Source organism: Geomonas sp. (assembly GCF_056994735.1).
The window spans coordinates 1-21,085 of the sequence record NZ_JBXKJL010000034.1 but is presented as its reverse complement, the minus strand read 5'-3'; the positions used below and the strand labels follow the sequence as shown (position 1 = coordinate 21,085).

Sequence of the window (21,085 nt, the reverse complement as noted above, 5' to 3'; positions counted from 1 at the left end):
CTGTTACCTCCCCTCCTTGGCCCGGGCGATCTCGTCCTTCACCCGCTCGAGGGCGGTGCCGCCGGTTGCCTTGCGGGCGTTGACGGAGGCCTCGAGGGTGATGGACTCGAAGATGTCGCTGTCGATGCGGCCGGAGAAGAGCTGCCATTCGGCAAGCGAGAGCTCGGGTATGTCCATGTTGTTTTCGATGCAGTAGCGGACCGCCTTACCGACCACCTCGTGGGCGTCGCGGAAGGGGAGACCCTTTCTCACCAGGTAATCCGCCACGTCCGTCGCCGTCGAGAACCCGCCGGCGGCAGCTTCCTTCATGCGCACCGGGTTGATACGCATCTCGCGAACCATGTCGGCGAAGATCTTGAGACTCCCCTTGACGGTGTCGACGGTGTCGAAGAGCGGCTCCTTGTCTTCCTGCATGTCCTTGTTGTAGGCCAGGGGGAGCGACTTCATCACGGTGAGGAGCGACATCAGGTTCCCGTAGACGCGCCCGGTCTTGCCGCGGACCAGTTCGGGGACGTCCGGGTTCTTCTTCTGGGGCATGATGGAGGAGCCGGTGCAGAAGGAGTCGGAGAGGTCGACGAACTTGAACTCGCTGGTGGACCACAGGATCAGTTCCTCGGAGAAGCGGGAGAGGTGCATCATCAGGATCGAAGAAGCGGAGCAGAACTCGAGGGCGAAGTCGCGATCGGAGACGGAGTCGAGCGAGTTGCGGGTGACCTCGGGGAAATCGAGCAGCTGGGCCACGAACTCCCGGTCGATGGGGAAGGTGGTCCCGGCCAGGGCGCCGGCCCCAAGCGGCAGGACGTTGGTGCGCTTGAGGCAGTCTTCCATCCGGCCCTTGTCGCGCTTGAGCATCTCATGATAGGCCATCATGTGGTGCGAGAAGAGGATCGGCTGGGCGGTCTGCAGGTGGGTGAAGCCCGGCATGATGACGGAAAGATTCTGCTCGGCCTGGTAGATGAGCGCGTCCATCAGGAGGTCGATGTAGGCCGAGATCTCCACCAGTTCGTCTCTCATGTAGAGGCGGATGTCGAGCGCGACCTGGTCGTTCCTGGATCGCCCGGTGTGGAGCCGTTTCCCGGCGTCGCCGATACGCTCGGAGAGCCTGGCCTCGATGTTCATGTGGATGTCTTCCAGCGAAACGGAAAAGTCGAAGGTGCCGGCCTCGATCTGCTCGAGGATGCCCTTCAGGCCGCTGACGATGGCCTCGACGTCCTCAATCGGGATGATCCCCTGCTTGCCGAGCATGGTGGCATGGGCGATGGACCCGCGGATGTCCTGGTGGTAGAGGCGCTTATCGAAGTTTATGGAAGCGGTGAATTCCTCGACGAATTTGTCGGTCGGCTGGGTGAAGCGCCCGCCCCAGAGTTTGTCTTTTGACATGTTTGAGTCTCCTGCTGCTTTGAATTTGATGCCAGCATGGGCCTCCCCGCAGGTGGCCGCTGTTTCTGTAATACGTTATTCCCGCCGGATGGCGGATTGTTGTCCGCCACTCCTCACCCGGATGGGGGAGGGGGCGTCATGGTCAAAACGCTAGAAGCCGGGGACCTGTCCGTCGCCCGACTTGACCCACTTCCCCTCTTCCCACTTCAGCACGGAGTGGACCTTGAGCGGCAGCCTGGAGCTGCGGGGGTCGAGCTCGTGGTGGAGCGGGAGGTTCAAGTAGTAGAGCCTGGTCTGCGAGCCGAATCTGAGCCGGCACACCGGGGCGCCATCGAAATCGTCGCTGGAGAATTCCCGTTCCTGGTACTGCAGCATCTTGTGCCTGCCGCTGATCGCCACGAAGGAGACGCCGTAGCAGGCGTCGCACTGCACCCCCTCCACCGCGCTTTCATCCGAGCAGTTGCCGAAAATAGTCACCGTGTCGCGCACCCCGGGCGTATCCTCGAGATACTCGCCGTAGAAGCCGCTCAGCACGTCGCGGTAGGTCCGGTGCTCGGGCTTGGGGTTGCACTGCATGACGAAGAGGGCGTCCAGCGACTGCCTCTTGGTGAAGAAGAGGTTGTTCGCGCAGTCGACGATCTGCATGATGTTGGACGAGTAGAGGTCCCGGTAGAGAAAATCAAGGCAGATGATCGACATGAAATTGAAGCAGGCGGGCTCTCCCCTGAAGAGGTAGAAGTGACGCCCGCGGTACAGGTCGTGGTCCTTGTCGAGGAATTCCTCGCCCCGGAAGGGATGCGTCTTGGCCTCCAGGAAGACCCGCAGCTTGCCCGTGGCCTCCTTGACCGCGATGCAGCACCAGTTGACCGGCATTCCCAGGATGTCGCCGGAATCCACGTCCTGCTCCAGGATCTCGATCACCTCGGAGTTGTCGGCGTGGTAGCGGATCAGCATCTTGCGGTATTCCCGCAGGGTGATCTGCTCAAGCCCGAACATGGTCACCGTGTTGGCGTGGAATCCCTTGTCGATGATGGACAGCATCTCTTCGAAGCGGGCCATCGGGATCGAGCACTCCGGGAACATCAGGAAGTGCAGCCTCTTCATGTTCCCTTCCCCCGCCGCGACCAGGTCCAGGATACCCTTCACCATGGTCCACTGTTCGTCCGGGTTCTCGAGGCAGTAGAGGTGGTCCTGGCGTCTCAGTCGGTTCGGGATCTGGGCGATGAGGCAGTGCAGGTGATGACCCAGGGGAAAGTCGAGGTGGAGATGCTTTTCTATGATCTTGACCATAGGACGGCGCTCGGGCTAAGGGGCTAGAAAAGGAGCTAATGGCTAAGGGCTAAGGGCAAGAGGCTAAGGGATCATTAGCTATTTGTCTTATACGTTTTATACGGGCTGGCGGTATGGTCTTCTTTTTTCCTTTAGCCTTTAGCCCTTGGCCCTTAGCCCCGGGAATACTTTCCCGAGTATGAAGCTGGCGCCGGCGGGGATCCTGTACTTATCGAGTTCCTCCGGGCGCACCCAGCGTGCTTCGGCGACCTCGCTGTCATTGTGCTTGACGTCGCAGTAAAGAGGGGTGCACCGGTAGTAGATGATGATGAAGTGATAGTTGTCGGCTCCGGGGGTCACGTGCTCGAAAACATCTATCAAATCGCCGACTTCTACCTCCAGGCCGACCTCCTCCCACACCTCGCGCTTCAGCGCCTCGACGATCGGCTCGCCGAGGTCGATCTTCCCCCCCGGCATGACCCATTCGCCCTGGAAGGGCGGGACGTTTCTCCGGGTAAGGAGGATCTGATCATCACCGTCAACGATGACGGCGACGACCGAGGTGACTATATGACCCGCCTTGAAAGGTTGCTGCTCCATATAAGCGGATAGGGGCACGATGCTCTCGTGCCCCTATTACCTCCTGAAGTGACCTTATACCTTATTTTTTCTTGTTCGCCTGCATCAGGGAGCGGATTCTCAGCCTGAGCGAGTTGAGCTTGATGAAGCCCTCGGCGTCCTGCTGGTTGTAGACCTGATCCTTCTCGAAGGTGGCGAAGTCGAGGTTGAAGAGGGAGTCGGTCTCCGACTTCCTCCCAACGGTGCGGCAGTGGCCCTTGTAGAGCTTGACGCGGGCGACGCCGTTGACGGTCTTCTGGGACTCGTCGATCAGCGTCTGCAGCATCTCGCGCTCGGGAGCGAACCAGTAGCCGTTGTAGACCATCTCGGCGTAGCGCGGGATCAGCGAGTCGCGCAGGTGCATGACCTCGCGGTCCATGGTGATCTGCTCGACCGCCATGTGGGCTTCCCTGAGGATGGTGCCGCCCGGGGTCTCGTAGACGCCGCGGGACTTCATGCCGACCGAGCGGTTTTCCAGCAGGTCGACGCGGCCGATGCCGTGCTCGCCGCCCAGCACGTTCAGGTGGGCCAGGAGCTGAGCCGGGGACATTCTCTCGCCGTCGACTGCGACAGCATTGCCCTTCTCGAACTCGATCTCGATGTACTGCGGCTTGTTGGGCGCCTTTTCCGGCGACTTGGTCAGCACGTACATGTTCTCGGGCGCCTCGAGCCAGGTGTCCTCAAGGATGCCGCCTTCGAAGGAGATGTGCAGCAGGTTGCGGTCGCTGGACCAGGGACGCTTCTTGGTGATCGGGATCGGGATCCCGTTCTTCTTGGCGTAGTTGATCAGCGCCTGGCGGCTGTTCAGCTTCCATTCCCTCCAGGGAGCGATAACGGTGATGGCCGGGTTGAAGTGGTAGTAGCCGAGCTCGAAGCGGACCTGGTCGTTGCCCTTGCCGGTGGCGCCGTGGGAAACGGCGTCGCAGCCCTCGATGGCGGCGATCTCCATCTGGCGCTTGGCGATCAGCGGACGGGCGATCGAAGTGCCGAGCAGGTAGTGCCCTTCGTAGATGGCGTTGGCGCGGAACATCGGGAAGACGAAGTCGCGCACGAACTCTTCGCGCAGGTCGTCGATGTAGACCTTATCGGCGCCCGTTGCGAAAGCCTTGTCGCGGATCGGGTCCAACTCATCGCCCTGGCCGAGGTCGGCGGAGAAGGTCACGACCTCGCAGCCGTACTCGTTCTTGAGCCACTTGAGGATGATGGAGGTATCCAGCCCGCCGGAATAGGCGAGGACGATCTTTTTCACTTCTTTCTTAGCCATGGGTTCTCCTTAAGGTTTTTTATATACTAGTTCTTCCAGGACAGGCGCCAGATCTCTTTGCACTTCAGGCAGGTCGTCCTGTATCGTGCTCCAGACCGTCTCAACTGATATCCCAAAATATTCGTGGATCAGCTTGTCCCGCATTCCCGCAATCAGCCTCCATGGAACGCACGGGAACTGAAGTCTGATCGATTCATCTATGTGTTTTGCTGCTTCACCGAGAATCTCAAAGGCCCTGATTGTTGCATAGAGCGTCTTCTTGTCGTTGGTGAACTCTTCATAGGTCATGCCACCAGTGAACTCAAGGATGCTCTCAACGGCATCACTCATATCTATCAGATAGTCCCGGACATCTCTGTAGTCAGACATACTGGACTTCTCGCAGGATAACCTTGCCTATGTACGGCTTGAGAGATTTCCTGGCGACAAGATCAACCTTCGTGCCACCAAAAAGCTGCTCAAGGTGGTACTCCAGAGACATGAACTTCATGAGCCCGATGGGACGACTGAATTCGACCAGCACATCGACGTCACTGTCCTCACGCGCTTCGCCACGGACGACGGAACCAAAAATGCCGATTTCGCTGACTGCGAATTGTTCGGACAACTCCACCTTATGATCCCGGATGATCTCTTTTATTTCGTTTAGAGGTTTCATCTCACAAGGCTCCCAAAAGCTGTTGTTACCTCACTTCATCAGCGTAGCCATGATGGCCTTCTGTACGTGCAGGCGGTTTTCAGCCTCGTCCCAGACGGCGGAGTGGGGACCTTCGATGACGCCGTCGGTGATCTCCTCGCCGCGGTGGGCCGGGAGGCAGTGCAGCACGATCGACTTCTGGTTGGCCAATCCGACCAACTCCTCGTTGAGCTGGAAACCGACGAATGCCTTCTCGCGGATTTTCTGCTCCTCTTCCTGCCCCATGCTCGCCCAGACGTCGGTATTGATGACATCGGCGCCTTTGACTGCTTCCTTCGGATCGCGGGTCACCACGATCTTGGAGCTGCCGTTGGCGCGGGCCCACTCCAACACCTTCGGGTCGGGATCGTACCCTTCGGGGCAGGCGAGGGCGAGGTCGAAGCCGAAGATGGCGGCGGCCTCGATCCAGGTATTGGCCATGTTGTTGCCGTCCCCGATCCAGGCGAACTTGAGCCCCTCGTAGCTCCCCTTGTGCTCGATCACGGTGAAGATGTCGGCCATGATCTGGCAGGGGTGGTGGAGGTCGGTAAGGCCGTTGATGACCGGGATCGATGCGTATTTGGCGAACTCTTCCACCGTCTCCTGGGCGAAGGTGCGGATCATGACGCCGTCGCAGTAGCGGGCGATGACACGGGCGGTGTCCTTGATCGGCTCGCCGCGTCCCATCTGGGAGTCCTTCCCGGAGATGAAGAGCGGGTGCCCGCCCAGCTGGTAGAACCCTACTTCGAAGGAGATCCTGGTCCGGGTCGAGGACTTCTCGAAGATCATGGCCAGCGTCTTGCCCTTGAGCAGGTGGTGCTCGATGCCGCTCTTCTGCTTTTGCTTGAGCTCTTTGGTCAGCGCTAAGATCGCGTCGAGTTCCGCCTTCGAGAAGTGGCTCAGGGCGAGGAAATCTTTTTTCATATGCTGGCGTCTCTCTTCTTTATTTTAATGGACCGTCGCGGTCGTCAGCTTTTTGTTACAACGTGATCCGCGGGTTCGCGCCCGGAAGGGCGCTCCTACGGCACTGCCCGGAGCGTCCCCCCCTTGTCAAAGGGGGGACAGGGGGGATTTGCCTTTCGAGCCCCTTACTTCATCTCCTCGAGTATGTCACTCAGGATCGAGAGCATATCGTCCACTTCCTTCTTGCCCACAATGAGGGGCGGAACGAAACGGAGCACCTTGTCCTGGGCGCAGTTCAGGAGCAGCCCGCGCTCCAGCGCCTTTTTCACGATGTCGCCGCCCGGGATGGAAAGCTCCGCCCCGATCATGAGGCCGATACCGCGGACGTCGGTGATCACCGGGAACTTCCGCTGCAGGGCCTCGAGCTCTCCCATCAGGTACTCACCGATCTCGCAGGCCCTGTTGAGAATACCCTCACCCAGGATGACCTGAAGGGTGGCGACTCCCGCGGCAGTTACCAACGGATTGCCGCCGAAGGTCGAACCGTGGGTGCCCGGGCTGAAGGCTGCGGCGAGCTCGTCGGTCGCCAGCATGGTCCCGATCGGGGCTCCGCCTGCCAGCGCCTTGGCCAAGGTCATGATGTCCGGGGTCACTCCGAAATGTTCATAGGCGAAAAGCTTGCCGGTCCGGCCCATCCCTACCTGTACTTCGTCGAAAATCAGGATGAGGCCGTTCTCGTCGCAGATCCGGCGGACTTCCTGAAGGTAGTCGGCATCGGGGACCACGACCCCGCCTTCGCCCTGGATCGGCTCCAGCATGACGGCGCAGGTGCAGGGGGAGATGGCGGCGCGCAGCGCGGTGGCGTCATTGAACGGCACGTGGCGGAAACCGTGCAGCAGCGGATCGAAGAATTTCTGGACCTTTTCCTGCCCGGTGGCCGAGACGGTCGCCATGGTCCTTCCGTGGAAGGAAGAGATGGCGGTGATGATCTCGTAGCGGTCGAGGCCGTACTTCTCGCGGCTGTACTTGCGGGCCAGCTTGATGGCGGCTTCGTTGGCCTCGGCTCCGGAGTTGCAGAAGAAGGCCTTATCGGCGAAGCTGTGGCTGCAAAGGAGTTCGGCGAGTTCGATCTGCTGCGGGATGTGGTAGTAGTTCGAGCAGTGGATCAGCTCGGCAGCCTGCTTCGCCAGCGCCGCGGTGACGGCGGGATGGCAGTGCCCGAGGTTGTTGACGGCGACGCCAGCCAGGAAGTCGAGGTACTTCTTCCCGTCCGCATCCCACAGGTAGCAACCCTCGCCCTTGACCGGGACCAGGGGGTAGCGGCCGTAAGTCTTCATTATGTATCTGTCTGACTTCTCAATCCACGCTGCTGAATTCATTGCTGTACTCCTTTTCTTCTAAGCCTCTATCTCCGTCCCGATCCCCACGTTGGTGAAGATCTCCAGCAGGATGGCGTGCTCGATCCTGCCGTCGACGATGTGGGCCTTCTTTACCCCGGCGGCGAGGGCGTCGGTGCAGCAGGTGACCTTGGGGATCATCCCGCCGGTGACGGTGCCGTTGTCGATCAGCGCCGGTACCTTGGCGAGGGAAATGCTCGACAGCAACTCCCCTTCCTTGTTCTTCACCCCCGAAACGTCGGTCAGCAGGATCAGTTTCTCGGCATTGAGGGCCGCCGCTACTTTCCCGGCCACCACGTCGGCGTTGATGTTGTAGCTCTGTCCGTCGCGCCCTACGCCGATGGGGGCTATGACCGGGATGAAGCCGCCCTTCTCCAGCGCCTGGAGCAGGGCGGGGTTGACCTCGATGATGTCGCCGACATAGCCGATGTCGACCTTCTCCACGCTGCCGTCGTCCTGCCGGATCTCCTGCAGGAGTTTCTCGCAGATCAGCAGATCGCCGTCCTTCCCGGATACGCCCGCGGCGCGACCGCCGCTCTGGTTGATGTAGCCGACCACTTCGCGGTTGACCTGGCCGGTCAGCACCATCTCCACCACGCCCATGGTCTCGGCGTCGGTGACCCTCATACCCTTGACGAATTCGGAGACGATGCCGTAGCGCTTCAGTGTCTCGTTGATCTGCGGACCGCCGCCGTGTACGACAACGATGTTTATGCCTATGTATTTGAGAAGGATGACGTCCAGTGCAAAGGACTTTCTCAACTTCTCGTCGGCCATTGCGTGGCCGCCGTACTTGATGACGATGGTCTTTCCGGAAAAACGTCTGATATAGGGAAGAGCCTCCATGAGAGTGCTCGCCTTCTCTATGAGTTTCTGCATGACTGCCTCTGAATGGTTAGTTCTGCATGGAAAGAGGCTAATATAGCAGATAGGGGGAAATAATCAACTTCAAAGAGGGGTGAATTTGGCAGGTTCAGGGGCTGTTGCTGACTTTGGTGGGGATGCTTATCACTACCTTGGTCCCGACGTCCGGCTCGCTCTGGATGGAGATGCTGCCGCCGTGCATCCTTATGAATTCGCGGGCATAGAAGAGTCCGAGTCCGAAGCCGCGGATCTGGCCGGTCCTGTCGACGTCGACCTGATAGAACTTCTCGAAAACCTTCGGGAGTTCCTCTTTGGCTATGCCGATCCCCTCGTCCTCGATGGTGATCTGGCAGCTGTCGCCCACGCTCTTCAGCCCGATACGGATCGTCCCCTCGTCGCCGGAGAACTTCACGGCGTTGTCGATCACCTGCTGGATCGAGAAGGCGATCCTGTCGCGGTCCAGAAGGAGCTCCGGCACCTTGTCCAGTTCGATGACGGCGGAGATGCCGGGCTTTGCCAGCAACTCCCTCGCCCCCTTGACCAGCTTGGTGATCAGCGCGTTCAGGTCGCAACCCTGGAGCTGCAACCCGCCACCGGTATCCATGAGCGTGGAGAAGTTGAGGAGATCGCCCACCAGCTTGCCGAGGTAGCAGGCTTCCTCGTAGATGAGGCCGATGTTTTCCCTGGTCATTTCGTCGTCCGGGTCGTAGACGCCGGCGGCGAGGTTCTGGAGGAAGAGGGAGATGGAGGTGATAGGGGTGCGGAATTTGTGGGATATCAGGGAGAGGAAGTTGGTCTTGAACTGGTCCAGGTTCTTGAGGTTGGCAATCTCCTCTTTGAGCGCCTTCTTGACCAGCGCCTTGTCGACCGCGCTCTTCAGTTGCAGCAGGTTGAGCGGCTTGGTGATGAAATCGTCGGCGTCGGCTTTGAGGGCCTTGAGGATCAGTTCCTTGTCGGCGAAGCCGGTCATGATGATGACCACCACTGTCGGCTCCCGGTCCTTCACCCTCTTAAGGAGCTCGAGACCGTCGACCCTCGGCATCATCACGTCGGTGAGGATGACGTCGATCCCGCCGCGCCCGAAGATCTCCTGCGCCTCCTCGCCGTCAGCCGCCTCGACCACGTTGTAGTCGCGCAGGGCCCTCATGCAGAGGTCGCGGATCACCGGCTCGTCGTCGACGATCAGCAGGGTCTTTCGCTCCCTGTCCTGGACCAGCGCCTGGTCCGATTGCTGGGTGAGTTCGAACATGCGTACTTCACCTCTTTCAGAAGTCCCCCTTTGGCAAGGGGGGATTCAGGGGGATTTGCCGCTGCCGGTAAAGGCAAATCTCCCCCCTTTGTCAAGGGGGGGAGGTAAACGCCTAGACCTAGCCGATGATCTGGTAAACCGCCTCCAGCGCCTCGGCGAGGTTCTCCGGTTTGGAGCCGCCGGCCTGGGCCAGCTCGGGCTTGCCGCCGCCGTTGCCGCCCACGATGGGGGCGATGGCCTTGATGATGTCGCCGGCCTTCCAGCGCGAGGTGAGATCGGAGGTCACGGCGACCAGCAGGTTGGCCTTGACGCCGTCGCTGGTGCCGAGCACGATGACGCCGGAGCCGATCCGCTCCTTCAGCGTATCGGAGAGCTCCCTCAGCCCCTTGGCGTCGCCGTCGACCTTGACCGAGAGGACCTTGATGCCGTTTTGCTCGCGGACCCGCTGGATGAGGTCGGCCGACTTGGAAGCGTTCAGCCGCGCCTGCAGCGCCTCGAGTTCCTTCTGCAGCTCGCGCTGGTTGGCCAGGAGCTTGTCGACCTTGTCCAGCACCGTGCCGCTTTCGGCCTTCACCAGTGCCGCGACGCCGCGCTGCTCGTCCTCGAGCCCGTGCACGAAGGCCAGCGCGCCGGTGCCGGTCTGGGCCTCGATCCTTCTCACCCCGGCTGCGATGCCGACTTCGGAGACGAGCTTGAAGAAGCCGATCTCGCCCGCGCCATGCACGTGGGTGCCGCCGCAGAGCTCGCTGCTCACGTCACCGACCCTGACGACTCGGACCACATCGCCGTACTTTTCGCCGAAGAGTGCGGTTGCGCCGGAGGCAAGCGCCTCGGAGGCCGCCATCTCGCGGGACTCCACGCCGGAGTTCTCCATGATGTAGCCGTTCACCAGCGTTTCCACCCTTCTGATCTCGCCCGGAGTCATGGCCGAGAAGTGGGTGAAGTCGAAACGCAGGCGGTCCGGAGCAACGAGGGAGCCCGCCTGCTTCACGTGGTCGCCCAGCACTTCCCTGAGGGCGGCCTGCAGCAGGTGGGTCGCGGTGTGATTCCTGGCCGTCGCCGCGCGCCTGGCGGTGTCGACCTTGAGATCGCCAGCCTCGTTCACCCTGACGCTGCCGGAGGTGATCTTGCCGCGGTGAACGATGAGATCGGGGTAGGGGCGGGAGGTGGAGCTGATTTCGACATGGCCGGAGCCGGTGGAGATCCAGCCGGTGTCGCCGGCCTGCCCGCCGGACTCGCCGTAGAACGGGGTGGTGGCGGTGATGATCTCGACCTCGTCGCCCTCGTGGGCCTCTTCGACCACGATGCCGTCCTTGATGATGGCGCTGATCGGGGAGTAGGCGGTCCGCTCGGAGTAGCCGACGAAGTTGCTGGTGATGCCGGTGCCGTGCAGCTCCTTGAAGATGGAGGCAAGCCCTTCCTCGCCGGAGCCTTTCCAGTTCTCTCTGGCCTTCATCCTCTGCCTGTCCATGCAGAGGGCGAATCCGTCCTCGTCGAGGGTGAATCCTTCGGCCTCGACGATATCAGCGGTGAGGTCGACCGGGAAGCCGAAGGTGTCGTAGAGCTTGAAGACGACCTCGCCGGAGATCACCTTCTCACCGGCAGCTTTCAGGCGGGCAGTCTCGTCATTGAGGATGGCCAGGCCGCGGTCCAGCGTCTCGGCGAAGCGCTGCTCCTCGGCGTGGATCACCTTCTTCACGTAGCTTTCGCGCTCCAGGAGTTCCGGATAAGCGTCTGCCATCATGAGGTTGACGGCGTCCACGACCTTGTACATGACGGGATCGCTGATGCCCAGCATCTTGGCGTGGCGGGCGGCGCGGCGCATGATGCGCCTCAGCACGTAGCCTCGCCCCTCGTTGCTGGGAAGGACGCCGTCGCAGATCAGGAAGGTGATGGCGCGGGAGTGGTCGGCCATGACGCGCATGGAGACGTCGTCCTTCTCGTCGGCGCGGTATTTCTTCCCGGAGAGGGTCTCGATGTGGCGGATGATCCCCTGCAGCAGGTCGGTGTCGTAGTTGGAGGTCACACCCTGCATGACGGCGGAGACGCGCTCCAGGCCCATGCCGGTATCGACCGAGGGTTTGGGAAGGGGCGCGAGGGTGCCGTCCTTGTCGCGGTTGAACTGCATGAAGACGTTGTTCCAGATCTCCATGTAGCGGTCGCAGTCGCAGCCGACCGCGCAGTCGGGGCTGCCGCAACCGGTCCCGGGGCCGTTGTCCCAGAAGATCTCGGTGCAGGGTCCGCACGGACCGGTGTCGCCCATCGACCAGAAGTTGTCCTTCTCGCCGAAGCGGTAGATCCGTTCCTTGGGCACCCCTTCCTGCTCGTGCCAGATGGCCGCCGCCTCGTCGTCGTCATTGTAGACCGTCACGTAGAGCCGGTCCTTCGACAGGCCCAGGTCGCCGGTGAGGAATTCCCAGGCAAAGGCGATGGCCTCCTTCTTGAAGTAGTCGCCGAAGGAGAAGTTGCCCAGCATCTCGAAGAAGGTGTGGTGCCTGGCGGTGCGGCCGACGTTCTCGAGGTCGTTGTGCTTGCCCCCGGCGCGCACGCACTTCTGCGAGGAGACCGCCCTCACGTAGTCCCGCTTTTCGAGACCGAGGAAGGTATCCTTGAACTGGTTCATCCCTGCGTTGGTGAAAAGGAGGGTCGGGTCATTTTTGGGGATGAGGTTTGAACTCTCCACCAAGGTGTGTCCCTTTTTCTGGAAGTACTCGAAGAACTTGGCCCGGATCTCTCTGCCTGTCATGTAAACCTCAATAAAATTAAATTATTCAGCAATCAAAATAAAGTCTGTGTCGTTTTCCTTCCCCCATTAAAAGGGGGGATGTGCCTCTTGGCCGTCACAATCAAATCCCCCTAAATCCCCCTTTTTCAAAGGGGGACTGGAGTTTGATCCGATTCGATCAGATTCTAATCCCGCGCGTAACATGCCGCGTGGATGCAGAAGGTACAAGGCCAGGTTTTATTCACCCTTCACCCTTCACCTTTCACGGTTTTAAGCCTTTCAAAGATGGCCGAGAGCGAGAACCCTTTTCTCTGCAGGTATGCCACCACCCTGCGCCGCTCCTTCTCTGTTGCCGTCTCGGGATCGAACCCCGCGAAACGCCGCCCGACGAGATCCGACAGCAGTTCCCTTTCACTGAACTCCCGGTCGATCTCGGCAAGGACCTCGCTTACTATCCCGGCAGCCACTCCGCGCCGGGCCAGTTCCAGCTTAAGCCGTGGTCCGTACCCCCTGCCGTTCCTGATGGCGGAAGAGGCGAAGTGGCGGGCGAAGCGGGCGTCATCGAGGTAACCGAGCTCTCTCAGCCTCTCCACCGTCTCCTCGATCCCCCCTCCCTCGTACCCCTTCTCCTTGAGCTTTCTCCTTAGCTCCGCCTCCGAATGGTCGCGCAGCGCGAGTATCCTCAGGCCAGAGTCGAAAGAGGATCCCTGCTTCACCTAGTACTTCTCGATGACCATCTCTCCGCCCTTATCCTTCTCCGGTTCATCCTTGGTGAAGTCGTCCCAGGTGGAGTTCGAGGTGGAGGAGATGCCCGATACCTTCAGGGCGAAGTCGTCGGGGTTGCTGGACTGCCTGAGGGCCTCCTCGTAGCTGATGAGCTTCTTGGTGAGCAGCTGCATGAGCGACTGGTCGAAGGTCTGCATCCCGTAGGTCGTGAATCCCTGGGCGATGGCGTCGGGGATCTGCTTGGTCTTTTCCTCGTCGTCGATGCAGTCCTTGATGCGCGCGGTGCCGATCATGATCTCGACCGCCGGCACGCGCCCCTTGGTGTCGGCCCGAGGCACCAGCCGCTGCGAGACGACCCCCCTCAGGATCCCCGAGAGCTGCATCCTGACCTGCCTCTGGTGGAAGGGGGGGAAGACCGAGATGATCCTGTTGATGGTCTCGGCGGCGTCCAGGGTGTGCAGGGTGGAAAGCACCAGGTGCCCCGTCTCCGCGGCGGTCAGCGCGATCTCGATGGTCTCGTAGTCGCGCATCTCGCCGACCAGGATCACGTCCGGGTCCTGCCGCAGCGAAGAGGTGAGGGCTTTGCCGAAGTTGAGGGTGTCGAAGCCGACTTCTCGCTGGCTGATGATGCTCTTCTTGTCCTTGTGCAGGTATTCGACCGGGTCCTCGATGGTGATGATGTTGCAGGTCCGGTTCTCATTGATGTAGTCGAGCATGGAGGCGAGGGTGGTCGACTTGCCGCTGCCGGTGGTTCCGGTGACCAGGACCAGCCCGCGATGCTCCAGTGCCAGCTTCTTCAGCACCGGCGGGAGGTTCAGCGACTCCATGGTCGGGATGGCGATCGGGATGGCCCTGAGGACCATGGCGGTGGTGCCCCTCTGGGCGAAGACGTTGACCCTGAAGCGCCCGAGCCCCGGGACACCGTAGGCGAGGTCGGATTCGAAGTTGTCTTCGAAGATCTTCTTCTGCCTGTCGTTCATGATGCTGAGGGCCATATTCCGGACGCCATCGGCCGTCAGCCTCTCGGCGTTCGGTATGGCCCTCAACTGTCCGTCTATCCTTACGATCGGGGGGATGCCCGCCTTGAGGTGGACGTCCGACCCTTTCGCCTTCATGGCTATGGCCAGTATTTCGTTTAATTCCATATATTAGAGTGCGGGCGCCGCGGCTTCCGGAGCAAGAAGCTTGGCCCTGATTTCCGCGGTCATTTCCGGGTGCTCCTTCAGGAACATCCGGGAATTCTCGCGGCCCTGGCCGATGCGCTCCTTGCCATAGGAGAACCAGGCGCCGCTCTTCTCCACCACGTTGCGCTCCACGGCCAGGTCGAGGACGTCCCCTTCCTTGGAGATGCCTTCGCCGTAGAGGATGTCGAATTCAACCTCTTTGAAGGGAGGGGCTACCTTGTTCTTGACCACCTTGACGCGGGTGCGCGAGCCGATCATGTCGTTGCCCTGCTTGAGGGCGGCGATCTTGCGGATGTCCATCCTGACCGAGGCGTAGAACTTGAGCGCGTTGCCGCCGGTGGTGGTCTCGGGGTTGCCGAACATCACGCCGATCTTCATCCTGATCTGGTTGATGAAGATCACGCAGCAGTTGGACTTGGAGATGATGCCGGTCAGCTTCCTGAGGGCCTGGGACATCAGTCGCGCCTGCAGGCCCATGTGGGAATCGCCCATGTCACCCTCGATCTCGGCCTTCGGCACCAGGGCCGCAACCGAGTCGATGACCAGGACGTCGATGGCGCCGCTTCTCACCAGGGTCTCGGCGATCTCCAGTGCCTGCTCGCCGGTATCCGGCTGGGAGACCAGCAGGTCGTCGGTCTTGACGCCGAGCTTCCTGGCGTAGCCTATGTCGAGCGCGTGCTCCGCGTCGACGAAAGCGGCTATGCCGCCAAGCTTCATGGCTTCGGCGATGATGTGCAGTGCCAGGGTGGTCTTGCCGGAGGATTCCGGTCCGAAGATCTCGATGACGCGGCCGCGGGGGACCCCGCCGACGCCGAGTGCGAGGTCAAGCGACAGCGAGCCGGTCGGGATCGCGGCTACGTCCGGAAGGGCCTCGTCGTTGCCGAGTCTCATGATGGCACCCTTGCCGAATTGCTTCTCTATCTGGCTTAGTGCCAGGTCTATCGCTTTTTCCTTGTCGAGCATCGGTGATATCTCCTCTTGCCGTAATATCTTCCACACATAGCACAACCTCTAGCGCCATTTCAAGCTGAACATCGAAAAGGTCTTTTATCTGCACCTCCCGCCGACGGGGGATGCCGTAGGGGGGATTCAGCGCGGTGTCCGGCGATGATCCCCCTCTCCAGCCGGGGGCGGGAAGACTTCTGCAGCTTCCTTCGGTGGCCGGAGGGGCCATGCCTTAAAAGAGGGCCGGCTGGCTCAGCTCCTGCTCCAGCGGCAGCAAAAGGAAGAACGAGCTCCCCGCCGTGCTCTCGACCCAGACCATTCCGCCGTGAGCTTCCACCATGCCTTTGACCATGGCCAGGCCCAGGCCAGCCCCCTTGCCGTGGATCATGCTGCTGCCGCTCGAGTGATGCCGGATGTCTCCCACCTCGTAGAAGATTTCGAATATCCCCTGCTGTTCCTCCGGGGGAACCCCGATGCCGCGGTCACGGACCTCCACCTGCAAATAGCAGCGATCGCCGCAGCGCTTGAGGAACTCCGCGTTGAATCTCTCCAGGGTCTCCCGCCGCTTTAACAGCGCACTTTTCTCCACTACCTTGCCGCAGACCTCGATCTCGCTCCCCTCCGGGCCGAACTTCATGGCGTTTACCAGCAGCTCCCCGAAGATCCGCTCCAGGTACTCGCGGTCCGCGTCGAAGAAGGGGATCGTTTCCAGGTCTACCAGCCTCACCGTCTGTTTCCGTTCCTCCAGCTGGTGCTTGAGGTTCTCCTGCATCAACTCCAGGAACTGCTTCAGGTGCACCGCCGACGGCTCGAGCTCGTCACCTTGCGCCTCCAGCCTGATCAGCTTCAGAAGGTCCGCCACCAGCTCCTTGAGCCTCAGCCCCCCGTCCCGGACCATCTGCAGCACCTCGGCGGAGTCGCCGGTTGCCGAGTTCTGCAGCAGATGATCGGCGCCGGAGATGATGCTGGTGAGGGGGGTGTTGAACTCATGCGAGACCATCCCCAGGAACTGGTTCTTCATGCGGTCCAGTCGGCTCAGCTCGAGGTTGGCCTGCTCCACCAGCGCAAGGTTCCGCTTTAGCTTGATTTCGGAGACGGAGAGGTTGTGGCTGGTCTTTTCCAGGAGGTGGTGCGAGCGGAGGAGTTCGGCGCTCTTCCAGTTCAGCTCGGCGAAGAGCCGGTTCTTCTCCACCGCGTTGGCGACCTGCTTGCCCACGCTCTCCAGGAAGCGGAGTTCCTCCTCCGAATAGTGTTGCGGGGATGGGTGCATGAGGTGCATCACGCCGATCAGGTGCCCCTGGACCGTGAGGGGGACCGAGGTGAGGCAGCCCCACCCGTCGGCTGCGGCGCTGGAGAATAACGCGTCGTCGGCATGGCAGCGGACATGGACGTTCCGGAAACGCTGCGGGGCTGTCGCGATGAAGGCGGCGATCATCTTTCCCAACTGCGCCGAGACCTCCCGGGAGGCGGAGAGCTGCGGAGGCTCGTCCGAGGGGCCCAGCAGGTGGATGGTGCCGCCGCCGGCCTGGAAGAGCTCGATGATGTCGGCCAACGTCTCCTGCGGGACGCCATCGAGGCCCAGCCCGTGGTTCATGCCGGTCAGGATGTCGTTGAGGATGGAGAGCTCGCGGTTTCTCTGCCAGATCTCCTTCTCGGCCCGCTTTTTGTCGGTGATGTCCCTCAGGATGCAGTGGACGACTTGCTGGTCGCCTAGATCGATCAGTCTCCCGTCGATCTCCCCCAAGAAGAGCGAGCCGTCCTTTCTCTGGAACTGGAGTGCTTCGGTGCTACCCCGGCCGTAGCGTTTCAGCTGGAAGACGAAGGAGCGGAACTTCTCGTGCTCGTCCGCGGGGAGCAGTTCGCGCCCCATCATGGAGCAGAGCTCCGCCTTGGTGAAACCGAGCAGCTCGGTACCCTTACGGTTGGCTTCTTGGAGGACGCCGCTTTCCGCATTGAAGACGAAGATGGCATTCCCCGCTCCCTCCAGCAGTGACTTGTAGCGGCGCGCCGCCTTGGCCACCTCCTGCTGCATTCCCGTGATTTCCCGGCGCAGGCCGGTCAGGACGCGCCCCTCCCTGTTCCGCATGGTTACGGAAAGGATGAGCAGCGTGGTCGCAAGCGAGAGGGTGGCGGCAAGATGGATCCCTACCGGCAGCGCGATGTGGCGCTCGACCCAAAAGAGCAGGGACTCGCAGACGATCAGCAGTGTGAGTGGTGCAAAGTGCAAGGCGGATCCCCCTGTACCAGCGATAACTACTCACGCAAAGCCGCAAAGACGCAAAGGTGTAAAGATTGAAAGGCGGAAGCTGCAAAGATTGTGAAGCTGGAGCTGCAAAGACTGAAACCAGAAGCTGCAAAGACTGAAACCAGAAGCTGCAAAGATGGAAGCTGGGACCTGAAAGTTAAGCTGAGAGAAAAGCTGCACGAATCCCTCCTCCCCTGGCGGGAGGGGCGAGGGGGTGGGGGAAGGTGCCATTATTCTTCCCCTAAAGCCGCCAGGTACGTCCGCAGCCAGTCAAGTGCGGTAAAGCAGGTGATCTCCCGGACCCTTTGACGGTCGCCGTGGAAGTTGTACCTGTCGACCCGGCACGAGGTGGCGTCGGCCAGGGCCATGAAGACGGTGCCGACCGGCTTGTCCGGCGTCCCCCCGTCAGGGCCGGCGATCCCGGTGACGGAGAGGGCCAGGTCGCTTCCCGCCGCCTGCCGGGCCCCGCCGGCCATGGCGCAGGCGACCTCGGCGCTTACCGCCCCTTTGGAATCGATCAGCCCGGCCGGGACCCCGATCATCCTGGTCTTGGCCGCGTTGCTGTAGGTGACGTTCCCCTCGAGGAAATAGGCGGAACTCCCGGCCTGCGAGGTGATGCGAGCCGCTATCATGCCACCGGTGCACGATTCGGCCAGCGCGAGAGTGAGCCCGCTCCTCCTGAACAAGGAGGCGAGGACGTCGTCGATGGTCTGGTCGCCCTCCGCGAATAACTCAGCCGGGAAGCGCCCGCGGATCTCTTCCGCCGCCGCATCCAGCAGGTCCTCGTGCAGGGACGGCGCGCGGAGGATCAGGTCGACCTCGGGGAACTTCACGCAGTACGCGAGCTGGACGGGAGAGCCTTCGGCGATGGAGCCTTCCAGCCTGGCGGCGACGGCGGCCTCTGAGATGCCGAAAAGCTTGAGGGTGATCCTTCTCCATCCCGGGCTCCCATTCCTCGCCAGGGCCGGCAGCACCGTCTCCCCGAGCATCGCTTCCATCTCGAAAGGAACCCCCGGGAGGAAAAAGAGCTCCGCCCCTTCCACCTTCACGTTGAAGCCGCAGGCGGTGCCGAGCGGGTTGGGGATTAGTGAGCAGCCTTTCGGGACCATCGCCTGCCGGCGGTTTCCCGGGTGCAGCCCGCCGGAAACCCGTGCCGAAAAGCGCGCCAGGTGTTCGACCGCCTCATCGGAGAGTTCGAGCACAGTCCCCGCTGCCTGTGCCGCGGCCTCGGCCGTCACATCGTCGGGGGTGGGTCCGAGTCCCCCGGTGACGATCACCGCATCGCCGGTCGAGGCCAGTTCCCTCAGCGCCGAAACTATCGCCTCCCGGTCGTCACCCACGGTCAGGTGTCTCGATACCCGCATCCCGGCGTCGTACACCTTGGCCGCGATGTGGGAGGCGTTGGTATCGACGACCTCGCCGCAGAGAAGCTCGTCGCCGATGGAGAGGGTCGATATCTTCACAGGAACCTCAAGACGAGGTGGGTGGCGAGGCAGGCGTAGAGCCCGGCGAAAACGTCGTCCAGTACCACCCCGTAGCCGTTTTTGAGCGAGCGGTCGAACCAGCGGGCCGGCTGCGGCTTGGTGATGTCGAAGATCCGGAAGAGGAAAAAGCCGATCCAGATCGCCTTCCACGAGAGCGGCACGGCAGTCATGGTGACGAGGTAGCCAGCCACCTCATCGATCACTATCTTGCCCGAGTCGTGTTCGCCGAAAAGAGCCTCGGCCTGGCCGGCTACCCAGCAGGCGAATACTGTGAAGGCCACGGTAGTCAGGATATAAAGGGGTAGCGAAAGCTGGGCGAGCACCAGGTAAAAGATGATGGCGCCGAGAGTCCCGACGGTCCCGGAGGCTATGGGGGAAAAGCCGGTGCCAAACCAGGTGGCGGCGATGAGAATGAACGCCTTCATGCCTTCCAGGTCTCCCTTTCCACGGTCCTGTACACCTCTATGAGCGGCAGCGAGCGCGCCACGGCAATCTCGCGGCACGATTCATACTCCGGCGCCACCCGTCCGTCTTCCAGCACCTTCACCCTCACCGTTCCCAGCGACGTCTCCCGCTCCTCGATGTTGCGGGCGAGGGTGATGCGCCGGACCGGGTAGTAGCGGACCCCTATGGTGGACGATTCGGAGAGGATGATTCCCGAGAGCTTCTGCAGGTCATCCTTGGCCGCGATCACGGTGAGCCGCGTGGCGGGACGGTTCTTCTTCATCTGCAGCGGGCTGAAGGCCACGTCCAGAGCGCCGGCCTCGAGGAGTCTTTCCATGAGGAATCCGAAGAGCTCCGGGTTCATGTCGTCGATGTGGGTCTCGATGACCAGGACTTCCTCCTCCGCCCTCTCCCCCGTTTCCCCGTCCTCACCCAGCACCAGGCGAAGGAGGTTCGGCACCTCCGCGAAATCCTTTTCCCCCGCGCCGTATCCCATCCCCTTCACCGTCATGGGGGGCGGCGGGCCGAAGGATTCGGCGAGCGAGGCGACGATGGCCGCACCGGTCGGGGTCACGCGCTCGCCCTCGCCGATGTCGCCGGAGAGGGGGATACCCTGCATGAGATGCGCGGTGGCGGGCGCCGGAACGGGGAGCCGCCCATGGGCGGTGTGGATGAACCCGCGGCCGAAGGGGAGGGGGGAGGCGTAGATCTTCTCTATCCCGAGGTAGTCGAGCCCGATGGCGGTGCCGACGATATCGACGATGGAATCGATGGCGCCGACCTCGTGGAAGTGGACCCGCTCCAGGGGGACGCCGTGGACGGCGGCCTCGGCCTCCGCCAGTCTCCTGAAGATCCGCTGCGCCAGTTCCTTGACCCGCGGCTTCAGGGGGGCCGCCTCGATCATCTTCTCGATGCCGCAGTAGTGGCGGTGCGGTTGGTCCTCCTGGAGGAGCGTGACCTTGAACGTGGTCCCGGAGACCCCGTGGCGCTCGGTCTGCGAGCTTTCCAATTTGTAGCCTGACAAGGGGAGAACGGCGAGGTCTTCGCGCAGCTTCTCGATAGGCAATCCCAGTTCCAGGAGGGCCGCCACCGTCATGTCGCCGGCGATCCCCGCAAAGCAGTCAAAGTAAAGCAACTTCATGCATGTACCCTGTTGATCAGGCTGGCGGCGTAGGCCGCTCCGAAGCCGTTGTTTATATTCACCACGGTGACACCCGCGGCGCATGAATTGAGCATCCCCAAGAGCGCGGCGACGCCGCCGAAGGCCGCGCCGTAGCCGACAGAGGTGGGGACGGCGATGACCGGCTTGTCCGCCAGGCCGCCGACCACCGAGGGGAGCGCCCCCTCCATTCCGGCGACGACGATGATGACCGAGGCCTCGGAGATGAGTGACCGCCTGGCGAGGAGCCGGTGCAGCCCCGCCACGCCGACGTCGTAGAGCTTCTCCACCTCGTTTCCCATGAGCCGCGCGGTCAGCACCGCTTCGGCTGCGACCGGGATATCCGAGGTGCCGGCGCAGACGATGAGGACCTTCCCCTTGCCGCGTACCTCCACCGGGTGCTGCTCGATGGTCAGGGCGCGGGCATCGGCGTGATAAACCGCCTCCGGGAAGAGATCCTTGAGCTTTCTCCCCTTGACCGCGCTCACCCTGGTAGCGAGGACGTTGCCACCTTTCTCGATCATTGCGGTCATGATGGTCTGCATCTGGGCGA

General features: G+C 61.8%; 19 protein-coding genes. All 19 read right to left on the bottom strand.

All coding sequences use genetic code 11. The annotated features are described in order from the left end of the window. Positions 1-3: 3 nt before the first annotated feature. Positions 4-1,380, bottom strand: coding sequence for an argininosuccinate lyase (gene argH, locus AC11W3_RS01615; RefSeq protein ID WP_484090212.1), 1,377 nt, complete (start codon positions 1,378-1,380; stop codon positions 4-6). Between the two features lie 150 nt (positions 1,381-1,530). After that, positions 1,531-2,670, bottom strand: a complete 1,140-nt coding sequence (locus AC11W3_RS01610; RefSeq protein WP_484090211.1) for a hypothetical protein — start codon at positions 2,668-2,670, stop codon at positions 1,531-1,533. Between the two features lie 138 nt (positions 2,671-2,808). Next, entirely contained in the window at positions 2,809-3,249 is a 441-nt protein-coding gene (locus tag AC11W3_RS01605; RefSeq protein WP_484090215.1) for an NUDIX domain-containing protein, read from the bottom strand. Between the two features lie 61 nt (positions 3,250-3,310). Next, entirely contained in the window at positions 3,311-4,531 is a 1,221-nt protein-coding gene (locus tag AC11W3_RS01600; RefSeq protein ID WP_484092380.1) for an argininosuccinate synthase, read from the bottom strand. A gap of 9 nt (positions 4,532-4,540) precedes the next feature. After that, positions 4,541-4,900, bottom strand: a complete 360-nt coding sequence (locus AC11W3_RS01595; RefSeq protein WP_484091939.1) for a HepT-like ribonuclease domain-containing protein — start codon at positions 4,898-4,900, stop codon at positions 4,541-4,543. Then, positions 4,893-5,189, bottom strand: coding sequence for a nucleotidyltransferase family protein (locus AC11W3_RS01590; RefSeq protein WP_484091938.1), 297 nt, complete (start codon positions 5,187-5,189; stop codon positions 4,893-4,895). The genes AC11W3_RS01595 and AC11W3_RS01590 overlap by 8 nt, the downstream gene beginning before the upstream one ends. A 30-nt stretch (positions 5,190-5,219) precedes the next feature. Next, positions 5,220-6,131 carry an ornithine carbamoyltransferase gene (argF, locus tag AC11W3_RS01585; protein WP_484091937.1) on the bottom strand — a complete coding sequence of 304 codons (912 nt, stop codon included), beginning with the start codon at positions 6,129-6,131 and terminating at the stop codon, positions 5,220-5,222. A gap of 164 nt (positions 6,132-6,295) precedes the next feature. Further along, a complete protein-coding gene (locus tag AC11W3_RS01580; protein WP_484091936.1) occupies positions 6,296-7,489 on the bottom strand; it encodes an acetylornithine transaminase in 1,194 nt (397 codons plus the stop codon). 18 nt (positions 7,490-7,507) lie between these two features. Next, positions 7,508-8,386, bottom strand: coding sequence for an acetylglutamate kinase (argB, locus tag AC11W3_RS01575; RefSeq protein WP_484091935.1), 879 nt, complete (start codon positions 8,384-8,386; stop codon positions 7,508-7,510). 94 nt (positions 8,387-8,480) lie between these two features. Further along, positions 8,481-9,620 carry a sensor histidine kinase gene (locus tag AC11W3_RS01570; protein WP_484091934.1) on the bottom strand — a complete coding sequence of 380 codons (1,140 nt, stop codon included), beginning with the start codon at positions 9,618-9,620 and terminating at the stop codon, positions 8,481-8,483. 118 nt (positions 9,621-9,738) lie between these two features. Beyond that, positions 9,739-12,366 (bottom strand): alanine--tRNA ligase, encoded by a 2,628-nt coding sequence (alaS, locus tag AC11W3_RS01565; RefSeq protein ID WP_484092379.1) that lies wholly within the window; start codon positions 12,364-12,366, stop codon positions 9,739-9,741. Between the two features lie 227 nt (positions 12,367-12,593). Then, positions 12,594-13,061: a regulatory protein RecX gene (locus AC11W3_RS01560; protein ID WP_484092378.1), complete on the bottom strand. Its 468-nt coding sequence runs from the start codon at positions 13,059-13,061 to the stop codon at positions 12,594-12,596. Further along, positions 13,062-14,216, bottom strand: coding sequence for a type IV pilus twitching motility protein PilT (locus AC11W3_RS01555; protein ID WP_484092377.1), 1,155 nt, complete (start codon positions 14,214-14,216; stop codon positions 13,062-13,064). Positions 14,217-14,219: 3 nt separating this feature from the next. Continuing rightward, on the bottom strand, positions 14,220-15,218 hold the full coding sequence (gene recA / locus AC11W3_RS01550) for a recombinase RecA (protein WP_484092376.1): 999 nt from the start codon (positions 15,216-15,218) through the stop codon (positions 14,220-14,222). A 214-nt stretch (positions 15,219-15,432) separates the two neighbouring features. Next, on the bottom strand, positions 15,433-17,427 hold the full coding sequence (locus tag AC11W3_RS01545) for a sensor histidine kinase (protein WP_484092375.1): 1,995 nt from the start codon (positions 17,425-17,427) through the stop codon (positions 15,433-15,435). A gap of 248 nt (positions 17,428-17,675) precedes the next feature. Next, on the bottom strand, positions 17,676-18,908 hold the full coding sequence (locus AC11W3_RS01540; RefSeq protein ID WP_484092374.1) for a competence/damage-inducible protein A: 1,233 nt from the start codon (positions 18,906-18,908) through the stop codon (positions 17,676-17,678). Beyond that, the gene (locus AC11W3_RS01535) at positions 18,905-19,354 is read right to left on the bottom strand and encodes a phosphatidylglycerophosphatase A family protein (RefSeq protein WP_484092373.1); all 450 of its coding nucleotides are present in this window, start codon (positions 19,352-19,354) and stop codon (positions 18,905-18,907) included. The genes AC11W3_RS01540 and AC11W3_RS01535 overlap by 4 nt, the downstream gene beginning before the upstream one ends. Further along, positions 19,351-20,514 carry a nickel pincer cofactor biosynthesis protein LarC gene (larC, locus tag AC11W3_RS01530; RefSeq protein ID WP_484092372.1) on the bottom strand — a complete coding sequence of 388 codons (1,164 nt, stop codon included), beginning with the start codon at positions 20,512-20,514 and terminating at the stop codon, positions 19,351-19,353. Before larC ends, AC11W3_RS01535 begins: the two co-directional genes overlap by 4 nt. After that, positions 20,511-21,085 (bottom strand): nickel pincer cofactor biosynthesis protein LarB (gene larB / locus AC11W3_RS01525; RefSeq protein ID WP_484092371.1); only part of this gene is annotated, 575 nt, incomplete at its 5' end. The genes larB and larC, both read right to left, overlap by 4 nt.

Excerpts from the sequence above, each read along its gene's own strand:
- argH (WP_484090212.1), bottom strand. The coding sequence starts at position 1,380 with ATGTCAAAAGACAAACTCTGGGGCGGGCGCTTCACCCAGCCGACCGAC.
- AC11W3_RS01610 (WP_484090211.1), bottom strand. The coding sequence starts at position 2,670 with ATGGTCAAGATCATAGAAAAGCATCTCCACCTCGACTTTCCCCTGGGT.
- AC11W3_RS01605 (WP_484090215.1), bottom strand. The coding sequence starts at position 3,249 with ATGGAGCAGCAACCTTTCAAGGCGGGTCATATAGTCACCTCGGTCGTC.
- AC11W3_RS01600 (WP_484092380.1), bottom strand. The coding sequence starts at position 4,531 with ATGGCTAAGAAAGAAGTGAAAAAGATCGTCCTCGCCTATTCCGGCGGG.
- AC11W3_RS01595 (WP_484091939.1), bottom strand. The coding sequence starts at position 4,900 with ATGTCTGACTACAGAGATGTCCGGGACTATCTGATAGATATGAGTGAT.
- AC11W3_RS01590 (WP_484091938.1), bottom strand. The coding sequence starts at position 5,189 with ATGAAACCTCTAAACGAAATAAAAGAGATCATCCGGGATCATAAGGTG.
- argF (WP_484091937.1), bottom strand. The coding sequence starts at position 6,131 with ATGAAAAAAGATTTCCTCGCCCTGAGCCACTTCTCGAAGGCGGAACTC.
- AC11W3_RS01580 (WP_484091936.1), bottom strand. The coding sequence starts at position 7,489 with ATGAATTCAGCAGCGTGGATTGAGAAGTCAGACAGATACATAATGAAG.
- argB (WP_484091935.1), bottom strand. The coding sequence starts at position 8,386 with ATGCAGAAACTCATAGAGAAGGCGAGCACTCTCATGGAGGCTCTTCCC.
- AC11W3_RS01570 (WP_484091934.1), bottom strand. The coding sequence starts at position 9,620 with ATGTTCGAACTCACCCAGCAATCGGACCAGGCGCTGGTCCAGGACAGG.
- alaS (WP_484092379.1), bottom strand. The coding sequence starts at position 12,366 with ATGACAGGCAGAGAGATCCGGGCCAAGTTCTTCGAGTACTTCCAGAAA.
- AC11W3_RS01555 (WP_484092377.1), bottom strand. The coding sequence starts at position 14,216 with ATGGAATTAAACGAAATACTGGCCATAGCCATGAAGGCGAAAGGGTCG.
- recA (WP_484092376.1), bottom strand. The coding sequence starts at position 15,218 with ATGCTCGACAAGGAAAAAGCGATAGACCTGGCACTAAGCCAGATAGAG.
- AC11W3_RS01535 (WP_484092373.1), bottom strand. The coding sequence starts at position 19,354 with ATGAAGGCGTTCATTCTCATCGCCGCCACCTGGTTTGGCACCGGCTTT.
- larC (WP_484092372.1), bottom strand. The coding sequence starts at position 20,514 with ATGAAGTTGCTTTACTTTGACTGCTTTGCGGGGATCGCCGGCGACATG.